Source organism: Polaribacter glomeratus, assembly GCF_002954665.1.
Classification (GTDB): Bacteria; Bacteroidota; Bacteroidia; order Flavobacteriales; family Flavobacteriaceae; genus Polaribacter; species Polaribacter glomeratus.
Genome location: NZ_MSCM01000001.1, coordinates 1011264 through 1013167 on the forward strand (window position 1 = coordinate 1011264; position 1904 = coordinate 1013167).

At 29.2% G+C, this 1904-nt stretch carries 2 protein-coding genes; both read right to left on the reverse strand.

All coding sequences use genetic code 11. The features are described 5' to 3' along the window. Positions 1-20: 20 nt before the first annotated feature. Positions 21-584, reverse strand: a complete 564-nt coding sequence (locus tag BTO16_RS17945; protein ID WP_105020408.1) for a DUF4331 family protein — start codon at positions 582-584, stop codon at positions 21-23. A gap of 28 nt (positions 585-612) precedes the next feature. Beyond that, positions 613-1263 carry a DUF4331 family protein gene (locus BTO16_RS17950; RefSeq protein ID WP_105020409.1) on the reverse strand — a complete coding sequence of 217 codons (651 nt, stop codon included), beginning with the start codon at positions 1261-1263 and terminating at the stop codon, positions 613-615. Between the last annotated feature and the right edge of the window lie 641 nt (positions 1264-1904).

A 1904-nucleotide genomic window follows, 5' to 3' on the forward strand; every position in this document is an offset into this window, starting at 1 on the left:
AAATTTCTTTTATCTAAATCTTACCAAGGGTTAGCTAAGTAAGGGAAAGAAGTTAAAAATGTTTTATCGTTAGCATCTACATGATCATCAGAGAAGGCTGCATTTTCTGTAAAATCTTCTCCTCCAAAGATTAGTAATAATTCAACAGTAATTACATCATCTGCCAAAGCTCTACCTGTTAAAACATTTGTTCCGTCAAAGAAAGTAGTTTTACCGTCTAATGAAACATTTAAAACATCTGTAGCTAATAAACCTGTAAAAGTTGCTGCATCTAAACCAAGTGCATTTTTATCGCCTGCATTTGCAAACGCTGGACTTAAACCTTTTAAATTTGTTTGGAACATTGACTGAAACTTTGCCGATTGTTGAGAAGGAACTGTAAGATTAAATTCATCTTTACTTGCTGATGATACAAAAACGGTATTTACTGCTGGTCGTCCCATTTGATCTTTTTGAGAATACGTTCCAGAAAAATCTGTACTCATTTCGATCATTGTGTCTGTTGTATCATCATTATTGTTACAGCTAACTACTAAAAGTGATAAAAAGGCAATTGCGATATATTTTATTTTATAAATTTTCATGATATTGTTTTTTAAAGTTGAATCTAAATTATTGTTTTACTTTTGTTTCTATCCAAGCATTTATACTACCTGAACCACCTATTGAACTTTTAGGAACTTCAACAACTATAGAAAGAACATTTGATCCTGCAAAAGTATCTGCACCTGGATTATTAAATCCTGAAGCGGTTCCGCCAATAATAGCACTGTATTGTGCAAAATCAAAAAAGAAAGGATCATCTCTTGGGCCAGCGAAGAACTTCATTTGATTGCTGTTACTAATAACGGCACCTAAACCATATTTAGAAATTGCTACTTCATTTTTTGTTGCCATTTCATTTACAGTACTATTTAAGTCTGTTGATGATGCTGGAAAAGGACCAAAGAAATACATTTTTCCATCTCTAGGAATTGCTTGAATAATTAAGTCTTCAACATTGTCATTGTTTGTGTCAATGTTAAATTCTACTAAAACATTTTCATCAAACGTTGCTGTCGATGTTGCTGTAGGACTTAATAATCCTTGAACATTGGCAACAAACACCAAATTGTTTGTGTTCTCTCCTTGAAAAGCATAGAAATCAGAAATGTCTGCGCTTGTTCCTCTTGATGCAGGAGCATCAATGTGATCTGCTGCAATTGTAATTAAACCGATAATCGCTAAGAAAATGGTTCCTGCTAAAATTTTACTTTTTTTCATTTTGTGAGTTTTAAGTTATTTTTAATTGAATCTCACATATACTTACGAGAAGAATTGAAGTACGGTTTTAAAAAAAACGGTTATTTTTAATTTATTTTTAAAACCCCTATGAATAAAGGGTTTAAAGAGGTTTAAAAATAATAAAATAAATTAAACCAAAAACAAATTCTTCTTTTTTTTGATAAAAGCGATAGTTTTTTCTACATATAAACAAATGTTTCATTAAAATAATGATCGCTTTTGTTAGACATTCTTTGCAATTAAATTTTAAATAAACTCATTAAAGTATACAAATAAAAAATGCCCGCTACAATTAAGTAACAGGCATTTCATCCAACTAAAATTAACTAAACTATCGTTAAAATCAAATTTTGTCTATTAAAAAAATAATAGCACTTTATTTATTTTAGACTTATCAATAACTATTTATAAGTCTTTAGTTTTTATGTATTTAGCTTTTGTGTCTTGAGTTATCAATAAAAATTTTTCTTTTAATTGATAATAAAATATGCTATTTGCTACTTTAAAAATAAAGAATGAAATTAGTTGGATTTTATAATTTTAATTCTTGTAAGATATTTTAAAGAACTGGCGCAAATTAGATACGCCAGTTTTCTTTTTTTGGGAGTGTTTTTTGGGGG

Excerpts from the sequence above, each read along its gene's own strand:
- BTO16_RS17945 (WP_105020408.1), bottom strand. The coding sequence starts at position 584 with ATGAAAATTTATAAAATAAAATATATCGCAATTGCCTTTTTATCACTT.
- BTO16_RS17950 (WP_105020409.1), bottom strand. The coding sequence starts at position 1,263 with ATGAAAAAAAGTAAAATTTTAGCAGGAACCATTTTCTTAGCGATTATC.